24 protein-coding genes and 1 pseudogene are annotated in these 22,085 nt (G+C 69.9%); 12 read left to right on the plus strand and 13 right to left on the minus strand.

Annotated features, from left to right (window positions below):
* On the minus strand, positions 1-2,140 hold a 2,140-nt coding region (gene pepN, locus H0X00_RS07195; RefSeq protein ID WP_293768521.1), incomplete at its 3' end, for an aminopeptidase N.
* Between the two features lie 149 nt (positions 2,141-2,289).
* Between pepN and H0X00_RS07200 the strand changes: the two genes are divergently transcribed.
* From H0X00_RS07200 to H0X00_RS07210, 3 genes are read left to right on the plus strand one after another with little or no spacing between them, the layout of a single operon-like run.
* Positions 2,290-2,943, plus strand: a complete 654-nt coding sequence (locus H0X00_RS07200; protein ID WP_293768523.1) for a DsbA family protein — start codon at positions 2,290-2,292, stop codon at positions 2,941-2,943.
* A 32-nt stretch (positions 2,944-2,975) separates the two neighbouring features.
* Positions 2,976-3,482, plus strand: a complete 507-nt coding sequence (locus H0X00_RS07205) for a ribose-5-phosphate isomerase (protein ID WP_293768525.1) — start codon at positions 2,976-2,978, stop codon at positions 3,480-3,482.
* Positions 3,483-3,512: 30 nt separating this feature from the next.
* On the plus strand, positions 3,513-4,460 hold the full coding sequence (locus tag H0X00_RS07210; protein ID WP_293768527.1) for a 2-dehydropantoate 2-reductase: 948 nt from the start codon (positions 3,513-3,515) through the stop codon (positions 4,458-4,460).
* Positions 4,461-4,505: 45 nt separating this feature from the next.
* Here the strand turns inward: H0X00_RS07210 and fgd are convergent, their stop codons facing one another.
* Positions 4,506-5,510 (minus strand): glucose-6-phosphate dehydrogenase (coenzyme-F420), encoded by a 1,005-nt coding sequence (gene fgd / locus H0X00_RS07215; protein WP_293768529.1) that lies wholly within the window; start codon positions 5,508-5,510, stop codon positions 4,506-4,508.
* A 120-nt stretch (positions 5,511-5,630) separates the two neighbouring features.
* Between fgd and H0X00_RS07220 the strand changes: the two genes are divergently transcribed.
* Together H0X00_RS07220 and H0X00_RS07225 are read left to right on the plus strand one after the other, a co-directional pair.
* The gene (locus H0X00_RS07220) at positions 5,631-5,867 is read left to right on the plus strand and encodes a hypothetical protein (protein ID WP_293768530.1); all 237 of its coding nucleotides are present in this window, start codon (positions 5,631-5,633) and stop codon (positions 5,865-5,867) included.
* Positions 5,868-6,034: 167 nt separating this feature from the next.
* Positions 6,035-6,853 carry a serine protease gene (locus H0X00_RS07225; RefSeq protein WP_293768531.1) on the plus strand — a complete coding sequence of 273 codons (819 nt, stop codon included), beginning with the start codon at positions 6,035-6,037 and terminating at the stop codon, positions 6,851-6,853.
* Positions 6,854-6,869: 16 nt separating this feature from the next.
* Here H0X00_RS07225 and H0X00_RS07230 read toward each other — a convergent pair whose 3' ends face one another.
* Both H0X00_RS07230 and H0X00_RS07235 read right to left on the minus strand, forming a co-directional pair.
* The gene (locus H0X00_RS07230; protein WP_293768532.1) at positions 6,870-7,016 is read right to left on the minus strand and encodes a hypothetical protein; all 147 of its coding nucleotides are present in this window, start codon (positions 7,014-7,016) and stop codon (positions 6,870-6,872) included.
* Positions 7,013-7,186, minus strand: a complete 174-nt coding sequence (locus tag H0X00_RS07235; RefSeq protein ID WP_293768533.1) for a hypothetical protein — start codon at positions 7,184-7,186, stop codon at positions 7,013-7,015. The genes H0X00_RS07230 and H0X00_RS07235 overlap by 4 nt, the downstream gene beginning before the upstream one ends.
* Before the next feature lie 161 nt (positions 7,187-7,347).
* Here H0X00_RS07235 and H0X00_RS07240 point away from each other — a divergent pair, with 161 nt between their 5' ends.
* Positions 7,348-7,965: a hypothetical protein gene (locus tag H0X00_RS07240; protein ID WP_293768534.1), complete on the plus strand. Its 618-nt coding sequence runs from the start codon at positions 7,348-7,350 to the stop codon at positions 7,963-7,965.
* 20 nt (positions 7,966-7,985) lie between these two features.
* Here H0X00_RS07240 and H0X00_RS07245 read toward each other — a convergent pair whose 3' ends face one another.
* From H0X00_RS07245 to H0X00_RS07255, 3 genes are read right to left on the minus strand one after another with little or no spacing between them, the layout of a single operon-like run.
* Positions 7,986-8,621 (minus strand): hypothetical protein, encoded by a 636-nt coding sequence (locus H0X00_RS07245; RefSeq protein WP_293768535.1) that lies wholly within the window; start codon positions 8,619-8,621, stop codon positions 7,986-7,988.
* 59 nt (positions 8,622-8,680) lie between these two features.
* A complete protein-coding gene (locus tag H0X00_RS07250) occupies positions 8,681-9,100 on the minus strand; it encodes a hypothetical protein (protein ID WP_293768536.1) in 420 nt (139 codons plus the stop codon).
* 48 nt (positions 9,101-9,148) lie between these two features.
* Positions 9,149-9,982, minus strand: coding sequence for an alpha/beta hydrolase (locus tag H0X00_RS07255; protein ID WP_293768537.1), 834 nt, complete (start codon positions 9,980-9,982; stop codon positions 9,149-9,151).
* A 159-nt stretch (positions 9,983-10,141) separates the two neighbouring features.
* On the opposite strand from H0X00_RS07255, the gene H0X00_RS07260 reads away from it, so the two are divergent.
* The 3 genes from H0X00_RS07260 to H0X00_RS07270 all read left to right on the plus strand — a co-directional run bounded on the left by H0X00_RS07260 (position 10,142) and on the right by H0X00_RS07270 (position 13,884).
* Entirely contained in the window at positions 10,142-11,665 is a 1,524-nt protein-coding gene (locus H0X00_RS07260; RefSeq protein WP_293768538.1) for a class I adenylate-forming enzyme family protein, read from the plus strand.
* A 56-nt stretch (positions 11,666-11,721) separates the two neighbouring features.
* Positions 11,722-12,132, plus strand: a complete 411-nt coding sequence (locus H0X00_RS07265; RefSeq protein WP_367186475.1) for a nitroreductase family deazaflavin-dependent oxidoreductase — start codon at positions 11,722-11,724, stop codon at positions 12,130-12,132.
* 165 nt (positions 12,133-12,297) lie between these two features.
* Positions 12,298-13,884 carry an HNH endonuclease signature motif containing protein gene (locus H0X00_RS07270; protein WP_293768540.1) on the plus strand — a complete coding sequence of 529 codons (1,587 nt, stop codon included), beginning with the start codon at positions 12,298-12,300 and terminating at the stop codon, positions 13,882-13,884.
* Between the two features lie 34 nt (positions 13,885-13,918).
* On the opposite strand, the gene H0X00_RS07275 is transcribed toward H0X00_RS07270, so the two are convergent.
* The 4 genes from H0X00_RS07275 to H0X00_RS07290 form a co-directional block, all read right to left on the minus strand.
* The gene (locus tag H0X00_RS07275; RefSeq protein ID WP_293768542.1) at positions 13,919-14,356 is read right to left on the minus strand and encodes a DUF3806 domain-containing protein; all 438 of its coding nucleotides are present in this window, start codon (positions 14,354-14,356) and stop codon (positions 13,919-13,921) included.
* Positions 14,357-14,472: 116 nt separating this feature from the next.
* Complete coding sequence (locus H0X00_RS07280) at positions 14,473-15,621, minus strand: serine hydrolase (RefSeq protein WP_293768544.1); 1,149 nt, start codon at positions 15,619-15,621, stop codon at positions 14,473-14,475.
* A 1-nt stretch (position 15,622) separates the two neighbouring features.
* Complete coding sequence (locus H0X00_RS07285; protein WP_293768546.1) at positions 15,623-16,096, minus strand: SRPBCC family protein; 474 nt, start codon at positions 16,094-16,096, stop codon at positions 15,623-15,625.
* A 99-nt stretch (positions 16,097-16,195) separates the two neighbouring features.
* The gene (locus tag H0X00_RS07290) at positions 16,196-18,370 is read right to left on the minus strand and encodes an MMPL family transporter (RefSeq protein ID WP_293768548.1); all 2,175 of its coding nucleotides are present in this window, start codon (positions 18,368-18,370) and stop codon (positions 16,196-16,198) included.
* 114 nt (positions 18,371-18,484) lie between these two features.
* On the opposite strand from H0X00_RS07290, the gene H0X00_RS07295 reads away from it, so the two are divergent.
* Positions 18,485-19,120 carry an oxygenase MpaB family protein gene (locus tag H0X00_RS07295; RefSeq protein WP_293768550.1) on the plus strand — a complete coding sequence of 212 codons (636 nt, stop codon included), beginning with the start codon at positions 18,485-18,487 and terminating at the stop codon, positions 19,118-19,120.
* 3 nt (positions 19,121-19,123) lie between these two features.
* Here the strand turns inward: H0X00_RS07295 and H0X00_RS07300 are convergent, their stop codons facing one another.
* Complete coding sequence (locus H0X00_RS07300) at positions 19,124-19,297, minus strand: hypothetical protein (protein ID WP_293768552.1); 174 nt, start codon at positions 19,295-19,297, stop codon at positions 19,124-19,126.
* A gap of 166 nt (positions 19,298-19,463) precedes the next feature.
* Between H0X00_RS07300 and H0X00_RS07305 the strand changes: the two genes are divergently transcribed.
* Positions 19,464-21,122: an ABC-F family ATP-binding cassette domain-containing protein gene (locus tag H0X00_RS07305; protein ID WP_293768554.1), complete on the plus strand. Its 1,659-nt coding sequence runs from the start codon at positions 19,464-19,466 to the stop codon at positions 21,120-21,122.
* A gap of 10 nt (positions 21,123-21,132) precedes the next feature.
* Positions 21,133-21,636, plus strand: a complete 504-nt coding sequence (locus tag H0X00_RS07310; protein WP_293768556.1) for a peptidylprolyl isomerase — start codon at positions 21,133-21,135, stop codon at positions 21,634-21,636.
* A 227-nt stretch (positions 21,637-21,863) separates the two neighbouring features.
* Here H0X00_RS07310 and H0X00_RS07315 read toward each other — a convergent pair.
* A pseudogene (locus H0X00_RS07315) lies at positions 21,864-22,085 on the minus strand (Hpt domain-containing protein); the annotation flags it as partial.

Below are 22,085 nucleotides of genomic sequence, written 5' to 3' on the forward strand. Positions count from 1 at the left end.
TCTCGGGCTCGCCGGCCACGCCGCGGGAGACCAGCCGGTGCAGCAGGTGCCAGCGCAGGTCCACGTCCATCGCGAGCCCGGGCACAAGGTCCTCGCCGGCCAGCAACGCAGCCAGCAGGTCGAGCTGCTCGCCGGTGCGGGCCACCGAGGCGAAGGTGCGGGCCCAGGCGAGCTGGCTGTCGCTGCCCGGCTCGGCCGCGCGCAGGTGGCCCCGGGCGGCGGCGGAGAACCGGGCCAGGCCGGTCTCCCGGTAGTCCGGGTCGGCGAAGGCGAACAGCGCCGAGATGGCCTGGCGCTGCAGGCCCTGCTGGACCACGATTCCGGTCTCGGCGGCGATCCCGCGCAGCACCAGGTCGACGTAGTCGCGGGCCGGCAGTTCGGCGTCGCGGGTCATGTCCCACGCCGCCGACCAGCACAGCGCGCGCGGCAGGGACGCGGAGATGTCTCCGATGTGCCGGCCGAGCGTGGCCAGCGAGTTCTCGTCGAGGCGGATCTTGGCGTAGGTGAGGTCGTCGTCGTTGACCAGCACAAGGTCGGCCCCGCGCTTGCCGATCAGCTCCTTGACCTCGGTGCTCGGTCCGGAGACGTCGAGCTCGATCCGCTCGCGGCGGGTCAGCGCGCCGTCGGTCAGCTCGTAGAGGCCGACCGCGACCCGGTGCGAGCGCAACGTCGGGTAGGCCTCCGGGGCGCTCTGGTGCACGGAGAATTCGCTGAACGCGCCGAGCTCGTCGAGGGCGTAGACCGGGCGCAGCACGTTCACCTGGCAGGTCTGCAGCCACTCCGCCGACCACGCCGACAGGTCACGGCCGGAGGTCTCCTCCAGTACGGCGAGGAAGTCCGTCAGCGTCGTGTTGCCCCAGGCGTGCCGGGCGAAGTACATCCGGATCGCGGCGACGAAGTTGTCCCGGCCGACCCAGGCCACCAGCTGCTTGAGCACCGAGGCGCCCTTGGCGTAGGTGATGCCGTCGAAGTTGACCTCGACGTCCTCGAGGTCGGTGATGTCGGCGACGATCGGGTGCGTGCTGGGCAGCTGGTCCTGGCGGTAGGCCCAGGTCTTCTCGACGTTGGCGAAGGTGGTCCAGGCGTTCGTCCATCGCGTCGACTCGGACTGGCAGAGCACGCTGATGTAGGTGGCGAAGGACTCGTTCAGCCAGAGGTCGTCCCACCACTTCATCGTGACCAGGTCGCCGAACCACATGTGCGCGAGCTCGTGCAGGATCGTCTCGGCCCGCCGCTCGTAGGCGGCATCGGTGACCTTGGACCGGAAGACGTAGTCCTCCAGGATCGTCACGCAGCCGGCGTTCTCCATCGCGCCCGCGTTGTACTCCGGCACGAAGAGCTGGTCGTACTTGGTGAACGGGTACGGCTGGTCGAAGAGCTCGAGGAAGAAGTCGAAGCCCCTGCGGGTGACGTCGAAGATCTCGTCGGAGTCGAGGTGGTCGGCCAGCGAGCGGCGGCAGGCCAGAGCCATCGGGATCACCGTCTCGCCATCCTTGCCCGAGGAGCGGTACTCACTGCGGACCACCTCGTAGTCGCCGGCGACCAGCGCGGCGATGTAGGTGGACATCCGCGGGGTGGCCGGGAACGCCCAGACCGCGGCGTCGTCGCGGCCGGGCACGGGCCGGGGCGCCGGGGTCTCGGCGTTGGAGAAGACCTCCCACTGCGCCGGAGCCAGCACGGTGAGCTGGAAGGTGGCCTTGAGGTCGGGCTGGTCGAAGCAGGCGAAGACGCGCTTGGCGTCGGCCACCTCGAACTGGGTGTAGAGGTAGGTGCCCTTGTCGACCGGGTCGCGGAAGCGGTGCAGGCCCTCGCCGGTGTTCATGTACGCGCAGTTGGCCACCACGCGCAGCGTGTTCTCGCCTGCGATCTCGGGCAGGTTCACCCGGGTGCCGTCGAAGTGCGCAGCCGGGTCCAGCTCGCGCCCGTTCAGGGTGATCTCGACCACCGAGGGGGCGATCAGGTCGAGGAAGGTCCCGTTCTCCTGTCCCAGTCCGTCGAACTGGACCACGGTGGTGGAGCGGTAGGTGCTGTCGTCGCCGGTGGCGTCCGCGGTGAGGTCGAGTTCGACCGCGTAGGCGTGGACATCGACGGCGGCGGCGCGGGCCGCAGCCTCGTCGCGGGTCAGATTCTTGCCGGGCACAGAGTGACTCCTGACTCGTTCGACGGGATCGGGTCATCCTTCCACGGAGGGCGGGCAGGCCATCGACAGGAATGACGTCGCGGGAATTCGTTGCGCCACCCGCGGGTTCCGAACTGATGGAAGGTCCAACCGAAATGGGAGTACCCCTCGTGAGCAAGCGCAGCCCCGACCGCAGTGCCGTCGACTTCTGGTTCGATCCGCTCTGCCCATGGGCCTGGCTGAGCTCACGCTGGATCCTGGAGGTCGAGACGGTCCGCCCGGTGGACATCACCTTCCACCTGATGAGCCTGAGCATGCTCAACGAGGACCGGGACATCTCGGAGGAGTACCGCACGCTGCTGGCGCCCGGACGGGGGATGGGACGGGTCGTGATGGCCGCCCAGGTCGGCCACGGGGACTCGGTTGTGCCCGGGCTCTACACCGAGCTGGGCCGCCGCATCCACCACGAGAAGCGCGACCGGGACAAGGCGATGGTCGCCGAGGCGCTCGCCGCGGTCGCTCTGCCGGCGGACCTGATCGAGGCCTGGGACGACGAGAGCTGGGACGCCAAGGTCCGGGACTCGCACGAGGCCGGGATCGGCCTGGTCGGGCTGGACGTCGGGACGCCGGTGATCCGAGTCGCCGACACCGCGTTCTTCGGCCCTGTGGTCACCCCGGCCCCGGTCGGCGAGGTCGCCGGGAAGCTCTGGGACGGCGTGCTCCTGGTCGCTTCCACGCCCGGCTTCTACGAGTTGAAGCGGACCCGGGACGAGGGCCCGCGCTTCGACGTCGGGGCCGCGCCCCTGCACGATCGGGCGGCCTGACCGTTTTTCCGGTCGCCTGACAGACTTTCGCCATGCGCGTCTACCTCGGCTCCGACCACGCCGGCTACGAGCTCAAGGACCACCTGCTGCGGTGGCTCGAGGAGCGCGGTGACGAACCGGTGGACTGCGGCCCGACGGTGTACGACGCCCAGGACGACTATCCGCCGTTCTGCCTGCTCGCCGCGACCCGGACGGCCAACGACCCGGGCAGCTTCGGGGTGGTGCTGGGTGGGTCCGGCAACGGCGAGCAGATGGCCGCGAACAAAGTTCCCGGCATCCGGGCGGCCCTGGTGTGGAGTGATGACATCGCTTCGCTGGCCCGACTGCACAACGACGCCAACGTGATCAGCATCGGCGCTCGGATGCACACCCCGGAGGAGGCGGCCCGCTTCCTGGAGATCTTCCTCGAGACCGCCTACACCGACGAGGAACGGCACAACCGGCGCATCGGCATGCTCGCGGACTACGAGAAGGCGCACGAGCTGCCACCACTGCCGGGCGAGGACGCCGACAGCGCGCATCCGGAACTGCTCAGCTGATGATTCGTCAGATCCAGTAGGAATCGGGCGATGCGGATTGCGGTGATCGGAGCCGGCGGGGTCGGCGGCTACTTCGGTGCGCGGCTGGCCGCCGCCGGGCACGAGGTCAGCTTCCTGGTCCGGGGCATCCAGTTGGAGGCTTTGCAGACCAATGGCCTCAGCGTGCGGAGCGGGCGCGGTGACCTGCAGCTGGACAAGGTGCGGGCCAGTGATGACCCCGAGGAACTGGGGCCGCACGAGGTGGTGCTGTTCGCGGTCAAGGCCTACGCCATCGACGGCGCCCTGGCCCCGTTGACGTCCCTGCTCGGCTCCGACGGATGGGTGCTCTCGCTGCAGAACGGCGGCGTCGCCCCGTCCGATCGGGTCGCGGCCGCGGTGGGCGTGGAGCGGACGGTCGGGGGAGCGGCCTACATCTCCGCCCACCTGCGCGCCCCCGGCGTCGTGGAGCACACCCCGGGCCCGGCGGGTATCGCGATCGGGGAGCTCGACGGAGGACTGAGCGAGCGGGTCGAGGCCTTCGCCGCCCTGGCCCAAGCCGCGGAGATCGACGTCGAGGTCTCCGCCGACATCCGCACCGCGCTGTGGGGCAAGTTGGCCTTCATCTGCGCTTTGGCCGGGGCGACGGCCACCAGCCGGGTGCCGATCGGGGAGGTGCGCTCGGGCGAGGCCGGCCAGGCACTGCTGCACGGCCTGGTCTCCGAAGCGGCCGCGGTCGCGTGGGCCGACGGCGCAGCGCTCGATCTGGATTACGTGGAGAAGACCATCGGCCTGCTCAACTCCCTGCCGCCGGGGATGCGCAGCTCGCTGTACGAGGATCTGGCGAACGGCCGGGTGATGGAGCTGGACTCGCTGCACGGAGAGATCGTCCGCCGGGCCGACGCCCTCGGCGTGGCCGTGCCGGTCACCCGCACCGTCCTCGCCGTGCTGGAGCCGTCGGCGCGCGCGGCGCTCACCCCACGGACGTCCGAAGGAGGGTGAGCTATAGCGCTCGCATCGTCGGACGTTCGGTGAGCTGACGGTCCGTCATCCAAGTTCGCGCAGGCGCGGCATCACGTCGGCGGCGAACTGGTCCATGAAGCGGACCTGGTCCGCGCCGGGAGCGTGGATGACGAGATTGGTGAAGCCTGCGTCGGTGTAGTGGCGGATGGCCTCGACTGCCTCTTCCGGCTTGGACGCGACGATCCAGCGCTTGGCGACCTGCTCGATCGGCAGCTCGTCCGCGAGGCGTTCCATCTCCTGCGAGCTGGTCACCGAGTGCTTCTGCTCGGCGGTCAGCGACAGCGGGGCCCAGAATCGGGTCGCGTTCAGCGCGAAGTCGGCGTCGTGGTCGTAGGAGAGCTTGACCTCGATCATCCGGTCCAGGGACTCCGGGGCGCGCCCCGCCTTTTCGATGCCCTCATTGATGGCCGGGACCAGTTCCTCCTGATAGAGGGCCATGCCCTTGCCCGAGGTGCAGATGAACCCGTCCCCGACCCGTCCCGCGTAGCGGGCCACGACCGGGCCGCCCGCGGCGACGTAGATCGGGATCGGGTTCTCGGGCTTGTCGTACACCGTGGCCCCGACGGTCGTGTAGTACTCGCCCTTGTGGTCGACGTGGTCCTCGGACCACAGCCGGCGCATCAGTTCGATCGCCTCCCGCATCCGGGCGAAGCGCTCCTTGAACTCCGGCCAGACCATGCCGCTGACGGCGACCTCGTTCAGGGCCTCACCCGTACCGAGGCCGAGCATGATCCGCCCTGGGTACAGGCACCCCATGGTCGCGAAGGCCTGCGCGATCACCGCCGGGTTGTAGCGGAAGGTCGCGGTCAGCACCGAGGTGCCCAACGTGATCCGCTCGGTGCGCTCCCCGACCGCGGTCATCCACGCCAGGGAGAACGGCGCATGCCCACCGTTGTGCCGCCACGGCTGGTAATGGTCGGAGACCACCGCGGAATCGAAGCCGTGCTGTTCCGCCGCGACACCGAACTCGACCAGCTCCCGCGGCCCGAACTGCTCCGCCGACGCCTTGTACCCGATTGCGATCGCCATGCCGGGCAACCTAACGCCCGGGCGGGCTCTGCGTCCGAAGCTCGAACGCCGGGTAAAGGATCGGGAAGGCCCCGGGCGGGCTCCCGAAACCGGCGCCCGTCCGCTGCTACGGTCCGCGCCATGAGCATCCTGGAGGGGACCGGCGGGTTCGAGGTCCGGCGCGCAGCGCTGACCTTCGCCGTGACCCTGACGGTCGCCGCGATCGCGGTCGGCACCTGGGTGCTCGGCTCCGGGTCCGACCCCGTCGAGCAGGAGCGCATCTCGGTCGTCGCGGACCTGCGCGTCCCGGACCGGGCCCAGCCGCCCGTGCCGGTGGCCCCGCCGCCCGCTGCCGAGGCCGATCAGGACGGCCAGTAACCGGGCTGATCCGGCTCGCCTCATCTCGCCCGATGGAAGAGATCGTCGAGGTCGTGGCCGCGCTGATCTCGGGGCTCGCCCTGCTCGCGGTGTGGCGTCGCAGATCGGCAGTGGAAAGCGCCTGGCCGACGTACCATGCGAAACCCGGACAATTCTCAGGAGAGCCCGTGCGTTTCCGTCCCGCCGCACTCGCCGCCACCCTGCTCGCCGCCGGTACCGGGCTCGTCCCGGTCCAAACGGCCTCGGCCGCCGAGGCCGTCAACTGGGCGCCGATCGAGACCGCAACGATCCACCCGGGGATGCCGACCTCGTCCGACGGGGCGGGCTGCACAGTCAACTTCGTCTTCACCGACAAGACCGGGGCGGTGTACGTCGGCCAGGCGTCGCACTGCACCTCCACCAGCGGCGACCCCCTGAGCGGCAGCGGCTGCGAGACCGAGTCGACGCCGCTGGGCACTCCGGTGACCCTGGGCCAGTCAGGCATCACCGGGACGCTGGCCTACAGCAGCTGGCTGGCCATGCAGAAGGCCGGCGAGACCGACGAGGTGACCTGCCGGTCCAACGACTTCGCCTTGATCAAGGTCCCGCAGGCCGGGATCGCGATGGTCAATCCGTCGGTGCCGGTCTTCGGCGGGCCGACCGGGATCCGCGACAGCGGGCTCACGGCCGGCGAGGCGGTCTACGGCTACGGCAGCTCCGACCTGCGCGGCGGGCTCGAGACGCCGCAGCAGGGCCTGGCGCTCGCCACCGAGCCGCCCGGCTGGTACCACGTCGTCTACCTCCTGCCGCCCGGCGTCCCCGGGGACTCCGGTGGCGGACTGGTCGACGGGCAGGGGCGGGCCTTCGGCGTGCTGATCTCGCTGAACACGATGCCGCCGGGCGCCAACGGCGTGACCGACCTCGGGAAGGCTTTCGCCTACGCGCAGCAGCACTCCGGCTTCAAGGGTCTGCAGCTGGTGCCGGGCACCGAGGCCTTCGCCGGGTAGCTCCTCGCGAGCCTGCCTATCGAAGGAAGTGGGATGCGTAGTCCACTTCGCCGACGCTGATGCTGTACGCGTCGTAGTAGGTGCTGATCCCGGCTCGCTGCGCCGCGCGGTGGTCGGGGTGGTCGCGCCAGGCGTTGTGGCTCCCCCGGTCGGCGAAGGTCACCAGCGTGACGCGCTCCCCATCGGGCGCCAGGAAGATCTTGTGCTCGACGTAGCCGGCATCGAGCGCGCCAGCTCACTGATCCGCTCGGCGTGCGTGCCGTACGCGTCGGAAGCGGTGGAGGACAGGCGCGAGCGGAACACCGTGACGATCTGTCCGATTCGAGGCTCCACGTGCCCATTCTTGTCCGATTCGTCGCGGGTATTACCACCATATAAGCAGCGAAACTCATCCCTTCAGCCGATCCAAGAGGGGCCGCCCGGCCGATGGGTGGGTCGTTGCAAAATGCGTCTCATTGTCGGGATCGTCGCAATGGACGAGTACGGGGGGAAACATGTTCGGTCTGAAGAAGGACGCCGGTACGCACGTCCGGCTGGTTGCGCCTGAGCTTGGCCGGCGCCGGCAGCCGAGTCCGCACCTGCGCGCCCACCGGCGCGGGGTCGACAACGTGCTGGCCGAGGTCATGCGGATCGAGCGCACCGCGGACGGTGCGGCCAGCCGGCTGCTGGCCAGTCAGCTGTCCGAGGCGACCGTCACCCTGCTCGGCGAGCTCACCGGCGAGGACTTCGCCCCGGTGCGGGAGAAGTTGGCCAGCCACGCGCACCTCGGGTGCTCGATGGCCTTGGCCGAGGACCTCTCGGACGGCTGCGCCGTCGGTCTGACGGAGCCTCACGTCGACACCGCACTGCTCTACCTGTCGCTGGAGAACAAGGTCTCCGACGAGCTGATGAAGGCGCTCACCGACTGGATGGTGGAGGCCGGGTACTACCTGCGCCGGACCGGCCGCGAGGTCGTCGACGTCATCCCGACGCTGCGTGAGGACCTGCCTCGCCTGTTCCCGGCGCGCATCGCACCGGTCGCCCCGGCGGCACCGGTCACGCCCGTCGCGCCGGTCAAGGTTGCGTTCCCGATCCAGCGGCTCGCGAACCAGGTGGCCCGCCGCGGCGCCTAAAGAGGTACTGAGCCAGGCGATCAGCCGTCGGCGGAGTCCGGGCAGTCATCCTGCCCGGGCTTGCAGTCGGCGATCTGGCCTCCGGCCGCGACCCATTCGGCCTCGGAGGCGTCCTTCACCGACCTGGCCATCGCGAGCAGTTCGCCCAGCGAGATCCCGGTGGAGAACACCTCGATGGTGTAGTCGGAGGTGATCTCCCAGGTCACGACCGCACCGTCTTCAGGGTCGAGGATCCAGAAGGCCTTGTGCCCACTGATGTCGCCCTCGGTCACGTTCGAGGGGTCCGAGACCGATTCAGCCCGCCGCTCCTCGAGCGACTGGGAGTAGCCGGTCAACGAGAGGTAGGCGTTGGTTCCGCCCTCGGCCGGCGGTCCGTCGAACTCGGCGTACCAGTCCACGCCGGGGAGTCCGCCGAGCTGGACCTCGCGGCCGGTGCCGATCTGCCGGGTCGCCTCGGTGAGCTCCCACCCGGTGCCCGGGACCTTGGACGGGAAGACCGCGTAGTGCGGATCCGGCGCCTCGCCCGGGTTCGACTGCCCGCCCGGGGCGGCCGCTCCCGGCTTGGCGTCGCTCTTGTCATCGGAATCCGAGCCGGAGTCGCAGGCCCCGAGGGCAAGCAGCGACGTCAGGACCATGGCCAGTGCCCAGCGCTTCACGTGGGCCATTCTCGCTGCCCGCCGGGCTCGGCGCAGGCCTGCGGACGTTAACGGTTCGGTCAGCTCGCCGCCGCCCGGGGCGCGCCGAGGGCCGGCGCGGTCGCGACCCCCACGGCCCGGTCCCGGGGAATCAGCAGGGTGGCGGCGAACGCACCGGCCGCGAACAGCGTGCAGAGCAGGAACGAGACGTCGTAGCCGCTGACGTCGGGCAGCCGCTCCCCGCCCGCGGTGTGCGCGATCAGGACGGCCGCCACGATCTGGGCACCGATCGCCCCGCCGAGCGTCCGCAGCACCGAGTTCACGCCCGTGGCCACCCCGGTGGCCTCCTTTTCGACCGCGGCCGCGACCAGCGTGCCGATGGAGGCGAAGCACAGCCCGTACGTGTGCCGGTGCTCGCTGCCCGGGGCCCGGACTGCCCTCGGCGGCCGCGGTCGGCTCAACTGCGCGCACGCGTGAACGAACGCTTGTGCCGGGAGCATCCGGTCACGCTACGCCCGGGCGGACCGGCCCGACACCCGGGTGAAGTACTACTTCGGCGCGGCCATCCGCGCGGTTAGCCACTCCTGGACGATCGGCCAGGCGTCGCGCCAGTAGGTCATGCCGTGGCGGCGCCCCTGGAACACCACCAGCCGGGACTCCAAGCCCTGGGCCAGGGCGACCTGGTGGTAGCGGATGCTGTTCTGCGGGTCGACCCACTCGCGCTGGGAAGCGAACAGCAGCGAGGGCGGGTCCTGGGAGTCGACGTCGTCGAAGACCGACCGCTTTTCGAGGTCGATGTCGCACTCCTCGCTCACGCAGCCGAGCAGGTCCCGGGTGACGGTCTCCGCCAGCTCGGCCGACTCGTCGGTGAGGGTCGTGTCCCGCGCGATCAGTCCGAGGTCGTAAGGGGCGGACATCGTGATCAGGCCGCGGGCGAGCTTGCGCCCGGCGCCCTGGGTCAACGCGGCGGCGGCGATCTCGCCGCCGGCCGAGGACCCGAGCACGACGATGCGGGAGGTGTCCACGTGCAGGTCCAGTGCGTGCGCGCGGATCCATTTGAGCGCGGTGACCAGGTCCTTGCGCTGGGCCGGCCAGGGGGATTCCGGCGCGAGACGGTAGTTCACCGAGATCGCGACGTAGCCGGCCTCGACCAGCTGCTGGGCCTGCTTGGCCAGGTCTTCCTTGTCGCCGCGGGTCCACGAACCGCCGTGCACGAGGACGACGGTCGGGGTCATCATCAGGCCCGGCTTGGCCGCCGCGACGGCGGCCGGCAGGTAGAGATCGAGGTCGTTGTCCGGCAACTCGCCGTAGCCGAACTGCCGCACCGAGGGCCGCGCCTCGTCGGCGATTGAGTAGAACGAGCCCGCGCCGATAGCGCCCACGGCACCCACCGTGAGCGTCAACGACGCCACGATCGGGATCGTGTACCTGCTGCGCATCCGCCGGCTCCCCGCCCCGAAGCCCGACACCCGGACGTGGATGCCGTCGGTGGGACGATAAGTCGCGAAGTGGGTTCACGCCAGTTTCAGGAGGCCGACACCATGGAGAACTTGATCCACCGGGTCAACGTCGGCGACATGCTGAGCAGGTCCGCTGCGGCCCGGCCCGCGCAGCTCGCCGTGGTCGATGCCGACCGAAGCTGGACTTACTCGGAGTTCAATTCCTGGGTCAACCGGCTGGCGACCGGCCTCTCCGACCGGGGTTACACCCGCGCCGACGCCCTCGGGCTGGCCTCGGCCAACAGCGCCGAGTTCCTGGCCATCTACTTCGCCTGCGCCAAATTGGGCGTCGTCTGCGTGCCGATCAATCTGGGCTGGCGCGCGGAGGAGATCGCCTACGTGCTGGACCACTCCCGCGCCCGTGGACTGGCGGTGGAGGCGGCCCTGGTCGCAGGCACCAGCGAGGCGGTGGCCAAGAGCCCGGCGGTCGCCGATGTCTTCGTGATCGAAGAGTTATCGACGCTGGAGTCCGGCGACGCGTCAGAACCGGGAGCGCACGTCGAGGACCGGGACGCGATCACCTACCTGTACACCTCGGGCACGACCTCCTTCCCCAAGGGCGTGGTCGGCTCACACCTCGCGGTGTACCTGGAATCGATGCAGGGCGCGCTGGACTCCGGCTGGAACGCCTCGGACCGCTTCGTGGCGATGATGCCGATGTTCCACACCGCCCAGCTCAACGCCTTCTGCACGCCGGCGGTGCTGGTCGGGGCGACCATCTACGTGCACCGCGGCTTCGACCCGGAGCGGCTGCTGGACACCGTCGAGCGCGAGGGCATCACGCAGATCTTCGGGTTGCCGATGATGTACCGCGCGATGCTGGACCACCCCTCCTTTGCCGGCCGCGACCTGAGTTCGCTGCGGCGGGCGGTGTACGCGATGGCCCCGATGCCGGACGCGCTGATCCGGGCCTGCCTGGACGGCTTCGGCTGCGACTTCGCGCTGCTGTTCGGCCAGACCGAGATGAGCCCGATCACCACGCTGTTCCGCCCCGAGCACCAGCTCACCCACATCGGTGCGGTGGGCACCCCGCTGACGGGGGTTCAGGTCGCGATCATGGGGCCGGACGGTGGGTTGCTGGCGCAGGGCGAGCAGGGCGAGATCGTCTACCGCGGACCGTCGACGATGAACGAGTACCTGCGCAACCCGGAGGCCACCGCCGAGGCCTTCGCCCACGGCTGGTTCCACTCCGGTGATGTCGGGCACTTCGACGCCGACGGCGTTCTCTGGTTCTCCGACCGCTACAAGGACGTCATCAAGACCGGCGGGGAGAACGTCGCCTCGATCGAGGTGGAGAAGGCGGTGTACGCCGCGTCTCCCGCCGTCGCCGAGGCCGTCGTCGTGGGTCTGCCCCACGAGCGCTGGACCGAGGCGATCACCGCGGTGGTCGTGCCGAGGCCGGGGGAGAGCATCGACCCGGAGGAACTGCGCGTCGCGATCAAGGCGCACCTGGACGGCTACAAGGTGCCGAAGGCGGTCATCGTCGTCGACGAGCTGCCCAGGACCTCCACCGGGAAGATCCAGAAGAACAAGGTCCGCGAGGCCCACGCCGATCACTACGGCTGAGCGGCGTGCTCTCCCGGATCGAGCAGCTCCGCGTCGTCCAGTTCCTCGGCGGAATAATGCTGACGGTCCATCAGACCATCTACGACCGCAGCGGCGGTCGGATCGGGCACCGGATCCTCGGGACCCCCACTCTGCTGCTGCGCACCACGGGCGCCAAGACCAGGCGGCGACGGACGAGTGCGCTGACCTACGCCCGTGACGGCGACACCTACCTGGTGGCGGCGTCTATGGGCGGCTCGCCAAGAGCGCCCGGCTGGTACTACAACCTGCGCGCGGATCCTGGAGTCGAGATCCAGATAGGTCGCCGGCGGATACCTGTCAGGGCTCGCGCTGTGCAGCCGACGGACCCCGACTACCAGCGTCTCTGGGACGTGGTGAACGCCAACAACCACGATCGGTACCGCGGCTACCAACGCCTGACGGCGCGCCCGATCCCTGTCGTGGTGCTGATGCCCCCAGTGAACTGACCTGGCGTCAGAGGCGACGAGCCCTCCATGTTGTGGCCCTTTGTCCGGGATGTCCCAGGGATGGTTCTGTCAGTGGTGGGTCGTAACGTTCGGGTTGTGGAGCTGGGGAGCTTGACGGGGGCGGGGTGCGTGGAGCACGCACGTCTTGTTCAACGTCAGCACAACATGTCCTCAGCCGCTCGGTTGGTTGCGGTGTTGGAGGTCGGGTTGTGCGCGCCCGACTCGGGCGACACGGTGACGCGCATGGACGCGCCGGACCGGTGGTCCGCCGATGAGGTCCGGGCGGCGCTGGCGATGTCGGTCGCGGGGGCGCAGAAGACGCTGGATCTGGGGTGGGCGGTGTGTCGGCGCCTGCCAGAGCTGTACCAGGCGATGGCGTTCGGGGAGCTGGACGAGCAGCGGGCGTGGGCGATCGCGCACTGGACCGCTGAGCTCTCCGATGAGCATGCGCACCTGATCTGCGACGAGGTCCTTCCTCATTGCCTGTTGTCCGCCGCGGAGCCGTGGGTGACCGGGAAGGTGATCGCGGAGATCAAGAAGCTCGCGATCGCTTTGGACCCGGACTGGGCCGAGCGCACCTACGCGGAGGCGATCCGCCGGCGCCGCGTCGTCGGGTGGCGCAACCCGGACGGATCCGCCGATCTCGCTGGCCAGCAGCTGGAGGCCGACCGGGTCGCCGCGGCGTGCGGGCGGCTCAAAGATCTGGCCCGCAAGGCCAAGAACGGAGGGGACCCGCGCCCGATCGATCAGCTCCGCGCGGATCTGTTCACCGGGATGCTGGACGGCACCTTCGAGGGTCTGACCGCCGAGCAGATCCTGGAGGAACTGGCCAAGACCCGCCCTGAGCCCGAGCCGGTTGTCGACGACGACGCCGCCGAGCCCCTCGCCTCGGATCCCGCTCCCGATCCGGCGGCAGAGGCGGCGAAAGAGGCGGCGAAAGAGGCGGCGGATGCCGCGGTGCGGGAGGCGGCGCGCGCGAGTGCTCGTCAGTCTCCACGTATGGGCGTGCAGCTGCGGATGAAGCTGTCCACCCTGCTCGGCCGCGACCAGCATCCCGCCGACCTGGCCGGGTGGGGGCCGATGGACCCGGTCCACGCCCGTGCTCTGGCCAAGCAGCTCTCGCACGGCACGTGGCGCTTCGCGCTCGCCGACGAGCGGGGTCACCTGACGCTGACCGGACTGTGCTCGGTCCGCCCGGAGGGCTGGCGTCCGCGCAAAGCCTGGGCCAAGGGGGTGCTCGACCTCGTCTTCTCCGCGGAGCTGCTCGCCGAAGCCCTTGAAGACCCGGGCACCCCGGCCGAGTGGCGGCCCGTGCTGGTGCACCTGATCCGGTCTTCGGCCAAGCTCGCCGAACTTGCTCTCCGACGCCGGGACCGGTTCGAGGATGACCCCGCACTGAGGGCGGCCGAGTCATCGAGGCGCTTCCCCCGAGAAGACCTGCGGCGCCTGCTCGAGATGAAGCTGAGCACGTGCATCGGTGTCCGGTGCACCAATCCTGCACACGGCTCGGAGATCGACCACACGCTCGATCACGGGCGAGGTGGCCCCACCGTCGAGGAGAACCTCGCTCCCGCGTGCGGGCACGATCACGATCTCAAGACCAAGGGCGGCTGGCGCCTGGATCGCCTCGACGACAGCCGCTTCCAGTGGACCACCCGTCTTGGGCGGCGCTACACCGTGACCACGACGCCGGTGATCGAGCAGTTCGCCCACCCACGACAACAACCCTGCCCCGAAACCGACGCAGCCTGAGGCCGCCGGGCGATGCGAGCTGCCTGACCGGTCGTCAGCCCGCCTGACGGTGCGGGTAGGACAGCAGATCGCCGGCCAGCGTCGCGCGGTAGAACTCGGCGACGCTGTAGTGGTGCCCGACCGCGATGCGTTGCGCGACCCGCTCAGCGGGGAAGACGCGGTGCCCGCTCGGCAACTCGACGGCCGCGGAGCGGCATGCCTCGTCGTAGACCCAGCGGCCACCGGCGTTGCGGACCAACAGTTCGCCGACGTACGCGCCCATCCGGGCGGACAGCGCCTGGCGGGTGCTCATGGTGCGCTGGCCAGGGATCAGGTACTGGTCGCATACCTCGTCGAGGCGGGCGACATCGGCCCCGTCCCAGGCGAAGCCTTCGGCGCCGCGCATGAAGACCTCGGCCAGCGCGCGCATCGCGTCCGCCGTGTCAGCCTCGCTCGGTGCCTGGCGGAACAGGCCTCGCGTGAACGCTCGCATCTCGCCCCCCGGCGTGTCTCGTCTGACTGAAGGTGTCAGCAGCGTGACCTCCCATGATCCGACGACAGAGCCCCGGGCCGCAGGACATTTACCCGATCGGCCCAACCCGGGTCAGCTCACAGGCATGCCAGGAGCGCCGTGATCAGGGCGCTGGAGCGGGGGTCCGGCGCGGAGGACGAGCGCATCTGGTTGACGACGTAACCGAAGGTGAAGCCGCGGTCGAGGTCGGCGAAACCGGTGGAGCCGCCCAGGCCGTAGTGGCCGAAGCAGTTCGGGCCGGACATCGGGCGGCTGGCCGAGGGAAGCTGGAAGCCCAGGCCGAAGCGGGACTGGTAGGTCAGCACCCGGTCGATGCCCTCGCTCTGCGGCAGGACGGCAGCGTGCAGGGTCTCCGGCGCGAGCAGGCGGACCCCGTCCACCTCTCCGGTACAGGCGGCGTACATCCGGGCCAACGACCGCGCGTTGGACATGCCGTTGGCGGCGGGGATCTGCGCCTGCCACAGGGCCGGGACGTTCATCGACACCATGAAGTCGGTGTTCATGAAGAACGCGCCGTAGGCCAGCGAGGTCGGGTCCGCGAGCTGGAGCATCAGCGGGTCCGGCGCGTCACCGGGATCCCGGATCGAGCGCAGCAGCGAAGAGACCCGGGGGACCAACTCGGCGGGTAGGCCGACCCAGACATCGATCCCCAGCGGCTCGGCGATCTCCTTGCGGATCAGCTCACCGGGGGACAGGCCACTGGCCCGGGTCAGGACCTCGCCGACCAGGGAGCCGAAGGTCAGGGCGTGGTAGCCGTGGGCGGTGCCCGGCGCCCAGACCGGGGCCTGGGCCGCCAAGGCCTCCACCAGGGGTTCCCACCGGTAGAGCTGCTCCAGCGTCAGATCGGCGTCCACCTTGGGCAGCCCGGCCCGGTGCGAGAGCAGCCAGCGCACCGGGACGTCCGCCTTGCCGGCCGCGGCGAACTCCGGCCAGTAGGCGGCCACCGGGGCGTCCAGGTCGAGCACGCCCCGTTCGACCAGGCGGAGCGCGGCGATCGCCAGCGCGCCCTTCGTGGCCGAGGCGACCATCTGCAGGGTGTCCGGCCGATACGGGGCGTCGGAGTCGGGACTGAACCGACCCCCCGTCAGATCCACCACCGGACGGCCGTCGAGGTAGACGCAGCACGTCGCGCCGACCTCACCCCACCGCTGGAAGTTCGCCGCGAAAACGTCCCGTACCAGCTCGAACCCCGGCGCGACCGTCCCGGCGATCGATGCGGTCGGCAAGTCAGCCCGCTGCTTTGCCGACCCGCTCGATCGTCTCGGCGAGCTGGTCCTCCTTGAGGAGCGGCATCAGGCTCTTGAACTGCGGGCAGGCCACCCCGCTCCAGTCGTAGGTCTGCGTGACGGTCGTTCCGCCCGAGCCGTTCGGCGTGAGGTCCCAGGTGAAGCTCTGCCCCCCGGGCTTCATGTCGCCGAGCCGGTCGAGGTTGTCGCCGGCCAGCCCGCTCGGGGCCCAGCCGATCCGCCGGCCGGGTTCGAACGCGGTGACGGTGCTCTGCACCTGGTAGTCGTCCAGGACCGGGTTGTTCATGTTCAAGGTGAACGTTTCACCGACGGCGCCGACGGGGCCGCCCTCGGCCACGCTGCGGCACATCCCGGCCCCGTCGATCTCGGCGTGCCGGGCCGGGTCGGCCAGGACGGCGAAGACCTGGTCCGGGCTGGCCGCGACGTCGCGGGTGACCTTTATCTGCTCGGACATGCGAATCCCTTCTGGGTGGAAGTGCGCTCAGCCCCGACATTACGCCCGAGTCCCCGACCCGTTTGCGGAGGACCTGCGGCGCCGTCGGCTGAGGCAGCGTCAGACCCGCGCGGGTTCTGGCACGGAGGCGGGTTTGGGCGGAAGCAACGGAGAGGGTTCGACCCGCAGCACCTTGGCCAGCCCGGCCGGCAGGTACCAGTTCCACCGGCCGAACAGCACGACGAGAGCTGGCACCAGCAGCATCCGCACGATGGTCGCGTCGAGCAGGATGCCGACGCCGAGACCGGTGGCCAGCACCTTGATGTCGGTCCCCGGAGACGCCGCCAACGACACGAACGCCAGGAACAGGATCAGGGCGGCGCTGGTGACCAGTCGGCCGGTCCGGCCGAGGCCCTCGATCAGGGCGGCGTTCGTCTCCCCGGTGCGGTCGTACTCCTCCCGCACCCGGGTCAGGATGAAGACCTCGTAGTCCATCGAGAGGCCGTAGAGGAACGCGAAGATCATGATCGGGGTCCAGAAGATGATCGACCCCGTCGACTGGACGTCGAAGAGCGTTTCCGAGCCGTGGCCGTCCTGCCAGACCCAGACCATCACCCCGAAGGTCGCCGCGAGCGAGATCAGGTTGAGGACGACCGCCTTCGCGGCGAGCACGACCGAGCGGAACGCGCGGGTCAGGGCGATGAAGGTCAGCACCGAGAGGATGACCAGCAGCAGCGGCACCTTGGCGTAGATGCCCTTGTTGTAGTCCTCCAGCACGGCTCCCATGCCGGTGACCCCGACCACGCCGGGGATGTCCTCCACCGCGTCCCGGACCTGACCGACCACCTTGTTGGAGTCGGAGTTGACGGTCTCGTTGGTCGGGATGACCTCGATGACGCTGTTCGAGCCCTTGGCGAAGCCGCTCTCCGGCACCGAGGTGAAGGCGAAGGCGACCCCGTCGACGCCCTTGAGTGCCTCGATCACCGGATTGGTGTCGCCGGTGGTGAAGACCTCGATCGGGGTCAGCACCCCACGCGGGACACCGCCGTCGACCAGCTCCTGGTACTGCGTGACGATCGGGCCTTCCTTGGTCGTCAGCGACGAGGTCTCGGCGTTGCCGAGCTTGATGCCGAAGACCGGCGCGGCGAGCAGCCCGAGCATCACCAGCGCGGCACCGAGGGCCAGCCACGGGCGCTTGACGACCCCGTTGGACCACCGCGACCAGAACCTGCTTGCGGTGGCCTCCTTGCGGATCCGGGGCCGGTCGATCCTCGGGCCGACCGCAGCGAGGATCGCCGGGGTGAGCGTGATGGTGGCCAGCGTGCTGATCAGCGGGATGAGGATGCCGCCGACGCCCATCGAGCGCAGGAACGGCACGTTGAGGAACGTGAGGGAGAGCAGACCGATCGCGACCGCGGCGCCGGAGAAGACGACCGAATGTCCGGCCTGTTCGACGGCGGTCTTGACGGCGTCGTGGTTGTCGCGGCCGTGGTCGCGCTCCTCGCGCCAACGGGTGACGACCAGCAGGGAGTAGTCGATCGCGACCCCGAGGCCGATCAGGGCGACCAGGAACTGCAGGACGATGTTCATGTCCATCGCGTAGGTGAACGGCAGCAGCGCGCCGAAGGTCGCGACGATGGACACCGCCGCGATCAGGATCGGCAGCAGAGCCAGGAACGAGGCGAAGACGAAGGTCAGCACCAGCAGCGCGCCCAGGGCACCGAACAGGACCTCGAACAGCACGCCCGGGCCGCCGCCTTCCTCGCCGCCGCCCTCGGCGTCGGAGACCGCGAGTTCGAAGTACCCGGTGCCGATGACCTTCAGCACCTCGGCGTCCTCGGCCTGTTCGGCGCCGTACTCGTCGGCAATCTCGATGCCGAACGGCTTGTCGTCGAAGGAGTCCGCCGGTGGGCCGTAGACGACCGCGTAGGTCGCCCGCCGGTCCTTGGTGACGAGGTTGTCGTTATTGGTGGTGATCCAGTCCGCGACCCGCCACTCGGGGTGCTCCTCGCGCACCTTGTTCCAGATGGCCTCGATGTCGTCGCGGCGATCGTCGACGGTCTGTCCCTCGGGCACGGTGATGACCGGGATCGACGGCCCGTTGTCGGTGTCCTCGCCGAGGGCCTTGTTGATCGCCTTCGAGGTGTCGAAGCCGGGCTGGCCGGGCACCGAGAAGTCGGCCGTCAGCCGGTCGACGGTCGTGCCGGTGGCGCCTGCGCCGGCGACGAACGCGAAGAACCAGAACAGGATCACGGCACGGCGGTGCCGTAGGACGAAATCGGCGATGCGCTCCACGTTGCACAGTCCTAACAGACGAGCGTCAAGGCCGGCCCGTGATTACTTTGTCGTTGGTTCACAGCTCGACCTCGCCTTCGCGCCTCGGTCATGTCTTCCTATCCTCGGCTCGGGGTGAGCCGCATTCGGCCTGCAACCTCGGCCGGGGCCAATTCGTTCCCCGGCTCGGCGAGTCGCGGCTATCACCCGGCCATCGGCACCGTCGTCGACCAGCGCTCGGCCTACCGGACCGACCCGTGGGGCCGCGCCGAACGCAGCTTCGCCTCGGTGCAGACCTGGATCTACGGCGGCCGGGAGCACCACGCCCTGGCGGCGGAGCCCTGGGCCTGGGTTCCGCTCACCGCGTACCACGCGCTGGTCAGCTACTCGCGGTACTTCATGCCGCGGCCACTGACGGAGCGTCAGTTGGAGCAGGGGTACCAGGAAATCCTGGAGATGTGCCGGATCCTGCAGGTGTCCGAGCGGATGCTGCCGCCGACCACCACGGCCTACTGGGCCTACTACGAGGACATGATCGACCGGGTGCTGGAGAACCAGAGCGCGCACACCGTGATCGCGGTCGCGGAGCGAACCCCTCCGCTCCCAACGCTGCCCGGGCCCCTGCTCCGCTCGGCCGGGGCGATCGCCGGCCGACTCAACGCGGCGCTGCCCGAGCGGGTCGCCTACATGCGGATCGCCCGCGAGGCCCGTCGCGCGGCCCGTGGGGCAACTCACGACCTCGACCGCACGCTTGCCGCGCGACCGATGTAGTTCTCAGCCCGTCGTGCGGTCCGGGCGCTCGGCGCGCCCGTCGGCCAGGGCGTCCCAGGCGTTACGCCGGGAGCCCACGTCGACCGGACGGGTCAGCGCCTCGACGGTGAGGGCGACCACGAGCCGGGCGGGTCGGGCCGTCCGACGGGTGTTGATCAAGATGCGCTGCGCGTCCACGAAGCCTCCGGAAGCTTGAGAGTCACGTTCCGTACCGGGGCGGCAGCCTGAGAGTAAGCACGCCATAGGCCTCATTCCAGGCCGGGATTCCCGACGTGGCGTCGGCACGGTGTAGAACGAGCGGCCCGGGCGGGGCGGTGACGTGGCCTTGTAGCGTCGGCGCGACATGAGCGCCACGTTGTTCGCCAAGGGTCTCGCGGCCGCGCACGGGGACCGGACCCTCTTCTCCGAGCTCGACCTGACGCTCGCCCCCGGCGATGTCGTCGGCGTGGTCGGGGCCAACGGGGCGGGCAAGTCGACGCTGTTCCGGATGCTCGCGGGGCTGGTCCCGGCCGGGTCGGGTCAGGTCGTCCTCTCCCCGGAGACCGCGGTCGTCGGCTACCTCCCCCAGGAGCTCGCGGCGGTCCCCGGAGAGAGCGTGCTCGACCTCATCGCCCGCCGCACCGGTACGGCGGCGGCGCAGATGGCCTTCGACGCCGCTGCCGACGCCCTCGCAGACGGGCGCCCGGTCGGCGGCCTGTCCGCGGAGGACGCCTACGCCCTCACCCTCGACCGCTGGATGGCCCTCGGCGGGGCCGACCTCGAAGAGCGGGCCGAGGCGACGACGCACGAACTCGGCCTCGCGATCGACCTGGCCACGCCAGTGGCATCGCTCTCCCGCGGACAGGCCACGCGGGCCGGCCTGGCTGCGCTGCTGCTCTCCCGCTACGACGTCTTTCTGCTCGACGAGCCCACCAACGATCTCGACCTGGAGGGCCTCGAGCGCCTGGAGAAGTTCCTCACCGGGTTGCGCGCGGGTGTCGGGGTCGTCAGCCACGACCGGGAGTTCCTCGCGCGCACGGTCACGAAGGTCGTCGAGCTCGACCTGGCCCAGCAGACGACGTCGGTCTACGGCGGCGGCTACGCCGCCTATCTGCACGAGCGCGAGGTGGCGGCCCGCCGCAGCCGGGAGGACTACGAGGACTACGCCGACCGCGTCGGCGATCTCACCGAGCGGGCCCGATCGCAGCGCGCGTGGATGGAGAAGGGCGTCAAGAACGCCCGCCGAAAATCCACCGACAACGACAAGATCGGGCGCAAGTTCCGGTCGGAGGCGACGGAGAAGCAGGCGTCCAAGGCCCGGCAGACCGATCGGCTGATCGAGCGCCTGGAGGTCGTCGAGGAGCCGCGCAAGGAGTGGAAGCTCCAGATGGAGATCGCCGTGGCGCCGCGTGCCGGGGCGGTCGTCGCGACAGCCCGCGGGGCGCTCGTCCGCCGCGGTGGCTTCACACTCGGCCCGGTGCACCTGCAGATCGACTGGGCGGACCGCGTCGCGATCACCGGCCCGAACGGGTCGGGCAAGTCGACGTTACTCGCCGTTCTGCTGGGTCGCCTCGCACCTGACGAGGGGTCAGTCGCACTCGGTCCGGGCGTCGTCGTCGGCGAGATCGACCAGGCCCGGTCGGCGTTCGCCGACGGCACGACCCTGCTGCGCGCCTTCGGGGAACAGGTGCCCGACGAGACCGAGGCCGACGTCCGCACGCTGCTGGCCAAGTACGGGCTCAAGTCCCACCACGTGCTCCGGCCCGCCGAGAGCCTGTCGCCCGGCGAGCGCACCCGCGCCGGTCTGGCCCTGCTGCAGGCGCGCGGGGTCAACCTGCTCGTCCTCGACGAGCCGACCAACCACCTCGACCTGCCCGCCATCGAACAACTTGAGCAGGCCCTGGACTCCTACCCCGGGACCCTGCTCCTCGTCTCGCACGACCGGCGCCTGCTGCAGACGGTGCGGGTCAACCGGCGGATCGCCGTCGACGCCGGTCAGGTTGACGAGCGGCCGGTGCCCTAATCTCGGGGCCATGTCTTCCAACAACGTTTTCTTCGATGTTTCCATCGGCGGCCAGCCCGCCGGCCGGCTGGTCTTTGAGCTGCGCCCCGACGTCGTGCCCGAGACCGCGGAGAACTTCCGTGCGCTGTGCACCGGGGAGAAGGGCTTCGGGTTCAAGGACTCCAAGTTCCACCGGATCATCCCCGGGTTCATGTGCCAGGGCGGTGACTTCACCCGGGGCGACGGGACCGGTGGCAAGAGCATCTACGGAGAGAAGTTCAAGGACGAGAACTTCACCCTCAAGCACACCGGGCGCGGCATCCTGAGCATGGCCAACGCCGGGCCGAACACCAACGGATCGCAGTTCTTCATCTGCACCGAGAAGACCGCTTGGCTCGACAACAAGCACGTCGTCTTCGGCACCATGACCTCGGGCGAGGACACGCTCGCGGCGATGGAAGCCCAAGGCTCCCAGAGCGGCAAGACCAAGGCCGCCGTTGAGATCACCGACTGCGGCGAGTTGCCGACCGCGTGACGTGAGGGAGCGGGCGGGTCAACCCCACCATGATGAAGGATAGTGCACACGACTATTGATCAGGAGGCACGCCAGAGCGCTCGACTCCTGAGAGCTACCCGTCAACACTCCTGTGCACTGCCGCCGGGCTCATGCCTGAACTGGTGCAGGCGACTCCTGAAAACGACAGCCGAAGCCCGACACCGCATCGCCGCCTAACCCCATGCAGTTACCGGTCAAACCCAACCTCAAGGGCCACTAGAGGCGCCATCGGCGGCGCGCCCGCCGGCGGCCGACGGCTGCGCGGATTCGAGGGTCGTGGCGGTCATCTCGAAGGTGCGCATGAACTCGCTGTGGCTGGGGATGGCGTCGGCCGGGAGCCCGGTCGCGAGCGTCTCGCACAGTCGGCGGGCGAGCGCCGCGAGACGTGCCGCGCCAACGGCGGCGCAGCTCCCCGCGAGGGTGTGGGC

The organism is Sporichthya sp. (assembly GCF_013815995.1).
In the GTDB taxonomy this organism is placed as follows: Bacteria; Actinomycetota; Actinomycetes; order Sporichthyales; family Sporichthyaceae; genus Sporichthya.